4 protein-coding genes are annotated in these 5,059 nt (G+C 42.6%); 2 read left to right on the top strand and 2 right to left on the bottom strand.

Translation table 11 applies throughout. The features are described from left to right. The coding region (locus DDR33_RS12230) for a PhoH family protein (RefSeq protein WP_109416079.1) at nucleotides 1-973 on the bottom strand (973 nt) is incomplete at its 3' end. A gap of 99 nt (nucleotides 974-1,072) precedes the next feature. Here DDR33_RS12230 and DDR33_RS12235 point away from each other — a divergent pair. Continuing rightward, nucleotides 1,073-1,852 carry an SAM hydrolase/SAM-dependent halogenase family protein gene (locus DDR33_RS12235; RefSeq protein ID WP_109416080.1) on the top strand — a complete coding sequence of 260 codons (780 nt, stop codon included), beginning with the start codon at nucleotides 1,073-1,075 and terminating at the stop codon, nucleotides 1,850-1,852. Continuing rightward, entirely contained in the window at nucleotides 1,849-2,136 is a 288-nt protein-coding gene (locus tag DDR33_RS12240; RefSeq protein WP_109416081.1) for a putative quinol monooxygenase, read from the top strand. The genes DDR33_RS12235 and DDR33_RS12240 overlap by 4 nt, the downstream gene beginning before the upstream one ends. Before the next feature lie 166 nt (nucleotides 2,137-2,302). On the opposite strand, the gene DDR33_RS12245 is transcribed toward DDR33_RS12240, so the two are convergent. Then, nucleotides 2,303-4,936 carry a DUF5686 and carboxypeptidase regulatory-like domain-containing protein gene (locus DDR33_RS12245; RefSeq protein ID WP_238387784.1) on the bottom strand — a complete coding sequence of 878 codons (2,634 nt, stop codon included), beginning with the start codon at nucleotides 4,934-4,936 and terminating at the stop codon, nucleotides 2,303-2,305. Nucleotides 4,937-5,059 lie beyond the last annotated feature (123 nt).

Raw genomic sequence — 5,059 nt, forward strand, 5'->3', positions numbered from 1 at the left:
ATCCGCTGCTCTGTATATCCCCATAAGCCTCCAGTATTCGTTTTACAAGCTTATGACGAACCACATCCTCTCCGCTGAGATAAATGATATCGATGCCCTTAATATCAGGTAAGATCCTCAATGCAGTATACAAGCCCGATTGCAGCTTTTTAGGAAGGTCAACCTGGGTAACATCTCCTGTCACAATAAACTTAGCTGAAGGCCCCATTCGAGTTAAGAACATTTTAAGCTGCATATCAGTCGCGTTTTGAGCTTCATCCAAAATGACGAAACAATTATCCAGCGTTCTGCCGCGCATAAAAGCAAGTGGGGCTATCTCTATAGTCCGGTTTTCAAGATACACCTTAAGCTTTTCCGGAGGTATCATATCATCCAGTGCATCGTACAATGGGCGCAGATAAGGATCAATCTTTTCTTTCATATCCCCCGGCAGAAAGCCAAGGTTTTCACCTGCCTCAACAGCGGGACGGGTCAGAATGATTCTTTTGATTTCCTTATTTTTTAGAGCCCTCACCGCAAGGGCGACAGCTGTATAAGTTTTACCTGTACCGGCAGGGCCGATGGCAAACAATATATCGTTACGATTAATGCTCTCAACCATTCGTCTCTGGTTGGGCGTACGGGCTTTTACTACAATTCCGTTCGGCCCAAACACAATAGGCTCGCCACCAGCTGCGGTTTGGCTCTTTTCAGGAGCATCGTCTGCGGATACGGGTTGAAGTCTTGCTCCAAGTATGGATTCAAGTTCGTTCGCAGAAAGGCTATGAAAGCGCTCCACGTGACTAAGGATCTGGCCAAAACGCTGCTTAAACGAGGTTAATTCCGTTTCGTCACCGAGAACCTTCACCTCTGTCCCCCTCGCTACGATTTTAATTTTGGGAAATTGTTTCTTTATCAGTTCAAAATACTCATTATTGGAACCCCAGAGTATGACGGGGTTAATGCTCTCCAAATCAATCTTTAATTCGTTCAAGTTATCCTTTTTTTAAGTTTCCTGATTTATTTGCAATTAAAATTCAATATTTGCAGGTTACAATCGTACACAAGATTAACAATAAATATTCACATTTTAATGGCTGTAATTACTTTAACAACCGACCTCGGTTACAAAGATTTTTACCAGGCTGCCCTGAAAGGGAGCATCCTGTCCATTATGCCGGGCGTGAATATCATTGATATCACACACAACATTTCTGCATTTAACATTCCCCAGGCGGCTTTCGTTTTAAAAAACGCCTTTCACTATTTCCCCAAGGGAACAGTTCATCTCATCGGTATTGATTCTGTCTATCATGAGAGTACAAGGTATCTCGCCGTGAAATACCGGAATCATTATTTTGTAGGATCTGACAACGGCATATTTTCTCTTATGTTTGAAGGTGATCCCGAAGAAATCGTCGAACTTAACATCATGCAGGATCTGAAGTTTCTTCACTTTCCCCTGACCGACATCTTTGCAAAAGCTGCATGCCATCTGGCAGCAGGAGGCTCTGCCGCCGAAATAGGCATCCCAGTAAATGAACTACAGCAAAAAATGATGCTGCAGCCGGTAATAGAAAAGGATTTGATCAAAGGAAGCGTCATTTATATCGACTCATTCCAGAACGTAATTACGAATATTTCAAAGGATCTGTTTAGCCAGGTGCAAAAGAACAGGACATTCACCCTCACCTTTAAACGGAACGAGAAAATCACCCACCTGAGCTGGCATTATAATGAAGTCCCCGAAGGGGAGAAACTTTGCCTGTTCGGCATTAGCAATCACCTCGAGATAGCTATAAACAAAGGAAACGCAAGCGGCTTGCTAGGCTTGCATATTGGAGATATTGTAAGAGTAGAATTTCATTCATGATTACACGAGTTGTTAAAATGACCTTCAGGCCCGAAAAAGCCGAAGAGTTCCTTCACATCTTTTACGAAACACAAAGAGTGATTATCCATCAGTTTGAAGGCTGCGAAAAGCTTGATTTGCTGTGTGACAGTAAGAATCCCGACCAGTATTTCACTCTGAGTTACTGGCGTTCCGAGGAAGACCTTGAGAATTACCGTTCGTCCGAATACTTTAAAAAAACCTGGCCAACGGTGAGAGCCTTGTTTTCCGAACGCGCGCAGGCCTGGACACTTTTACCCCAGTAAGCTTTAGCCGTTGGAAATTTAGCTATTAGCTTCCTGCGCTTACTTTTAATATGCGGCTGATTGTCAAAAACCAACCGCTAATTGCAAAATTACTACGTGCTAGCTGTATGTTAAGGTTGCTGCCTGATCAGACAGGCATTCTCGAAGAAGAGACCGGTCATATAGCTTATTCCCCCCTGTTTACCTTAAATATTGTCGCTATTCCCACCCTGATCCCCGTTTCTTTGTAATTGCCATTGGTAAAGGAAGAAGCCACCTCCAATCTGAAAAACCGGAAAACATTATCAAGGGAATACCCTACCTCATAATAATGAGGGGAGTGCGATGTCTTCAGATAGTTAAAAAAGACGTTTTCCCGAATGCCTCTGTACCTGACCCCGGGGAGCCGTGTAAGCAGGAATTTCCGGAAACCATAGTGGGTATGACCAGAGAAATACTTGTCAGAGGTACTGTAAAGATAGTAGTCAAGTAGCCTGAACGATCCCGCCGGCTTCAGACTGCTTAAGATAGTCTTGTTTCCGTCGAAATGTTTGTAATCCATAAAATACATCTTTTCATTGTTCAGAAAAGCACCGCCTAGAAGTTCAAATTCCAATCTGTCCCGGGCTCCTATTGTGATACCGTGATTCAGCCCCAGTTCCACCCGGTCAAAGTCGATATCACTTCCCATAAGTCCATTGATCCCTTTTTTATACTTGAAGGTAATTTCAGGTGATAGCTCAGGCAGCGCTATCTTTTTCTCATTATAGATCCTGTATCTTCTTACAGGCCGGTAGCTGACACCTGCCTGGAAAATAAACGCCTCATGTTTTGAAAATCCCGTATTAGCCAGTTCTATATTTTCAGGTGTATTCGGGCTGTACTCACGGCCATCCCGGTAAAAAAAGCTATAATCCGATTTATTACTAAGTGCGGTGCGCTCCGCCCACTCAGCACTTGTACTGATAGTAAGAAAAGGAGAAGGAACATATTTCCATGAAACCGAAGCATAGCTCTTCTCGAATATTTTCATATAATTCCTTCTGAACAGCAAAGAGCTAAATGTATTGATAAGTGGGTGAATCGGATCTTCGGGATTAAATTGCTCAACAAATCTCCCGCCGCCAATAGAGAATACATTCTTTTTTGTCATATAAGACAGCTCTCCCTTCGCATAAAAGTCTTTACCGGAGAAGCCGTACCGTAAAGCTGGGGTAAAGACAATCCTCTTCCTTAAACTGTCGAACTGGTGGGTTACACGGCCGCTCAAATTGACATTGAAGCCTTCAGAAGTATTGAAATATACCTGTGAGAAGGCAGGGTTGATATTCAAACTCGTCCGGGGCGATAGATTATAATGACCTCCTGCTATCAGATCCACAGGATTGAATCCTCGCTTCTTTATCACTTTAAGACTATCCTTACCGGAAATCCGGGCAGATTCAATTCTTGCTAGCGAGTCATCCCTCCTGTAGCCTCCTTTTTCTTTTTCTGTAAGAGGTATACTCCTGATGGATGTCCAGTAAGATGAATCCCTCTTAGTTGCATTGCTGTCAGTTTTAAAGGTCCTGTCGGTCAGCACAAGAAGATCCCTGTCCTTATCCTTTGATTTCTTTTCATAGTCATCCATCATTTTGTAAAACTGTTTCCTTCCCATTTTTGAATTGGGGGGTACAACGCTCGCCGGAGGAGCACCTGGCTTTTGCTTAACCTTTGCAATCTCTTCAGGTGCAGCATCAATCTTTTCATCAACAATTTCTGTCTTGATAACAAGATCTTTATTCAGATCCACTTTATAATCACGGCAGGAAGCAAGGTAATTATAGTGCCCCTTAAAGCCTAAAACGGTACCGGCAAACTGATACCGGTGCGTTACAGGCATCCATACCTCCGGTGCAACCTCTCCGTAATTTTGCCTTACATTAATCGGGAAACCCATTATACTCGTCTTCAAATCGAGACTATGTATCGCCCATTGATCTTCTATAATATAGATAGTCCCTTCAAATACATTATCCCCCCTGGATCTCGGAGTGACCCTTATTTTATTAACCTCATATTTGCCTTCGCTGAAACTCCCTTCGTATGTAAATTTATACCACCTGAATGCCGAATTTGACAGAGGAGAGATCACTCCGGCTATCTTATCCCTGTAAAAACTCTGATTGATAAACATTGAGGGCGAAACCCCGCTGTTATCAGTCCCTTTTGTTCTGATAGCAATCACCTTTTCATCAATTTTATTAGGCTGCCTGAACTTGATCTGACTTACAGATTCAGTGGTATATGCTTCATTCAGGTTTACCCCCTCCTTTTTTAATTTATTCCTCAGGAAAAAAGGAGCCTTCGTCAGTTCTCCGGTGCCTTTTATATACACCTTCATTTCATAACTATTGTACTGAAGAAGATGATATTTCTTTTTGGAGATAGTCTTCCGCATAATTGTATATGCGAAATCCTCTTTACGACCCTTGCCTACCTGCACCTCCTGCAATAAATAGCCCTGCGCACTTAATACAAAATCCTTTTCCAACCACCCTTCGGCAATATCAACCTCTGTTTCCTGAGTCTTGTATCCAATGTTTTGTACCCTTACCAGGTACCTTCCCGATGGCAATTTCATTTCATATCGTCCTTCCTGGTTAGCAGTGGTGCCTGTCTTGAGGGGACTTACAAATACCGAAGCATACGGAAGGCGGGTGCCGTCACTGCCACTGATAATTCCTCTGATTCCCTGAGCGTTAAGGTATCCGGAACTTGCAAAAAGGATTAAAACCAGGTAAAAACCAACGGATTTCATAAACGGTAGAGGACTAATCATAATTTTAAGACGCTAAAATAGTGAAGAAGGTAACCTGGTTGATTTTTTTAACACTTTTTATCATTCTTTGAAATTCTTAATCTACATCAAGAGTTTGGGAGCTGAACCTGCCTAAATTTGTAT

This window comes from Pararcticibacter amylolyticus (assembly GCF_003130405.1).
GTDB lineage: Bacteria > Bacteroidota > Bacteroidia > Sphingobacteriales > Sphingobacteriaceae > Arcticibacter > Arcticibacter amylolyticus.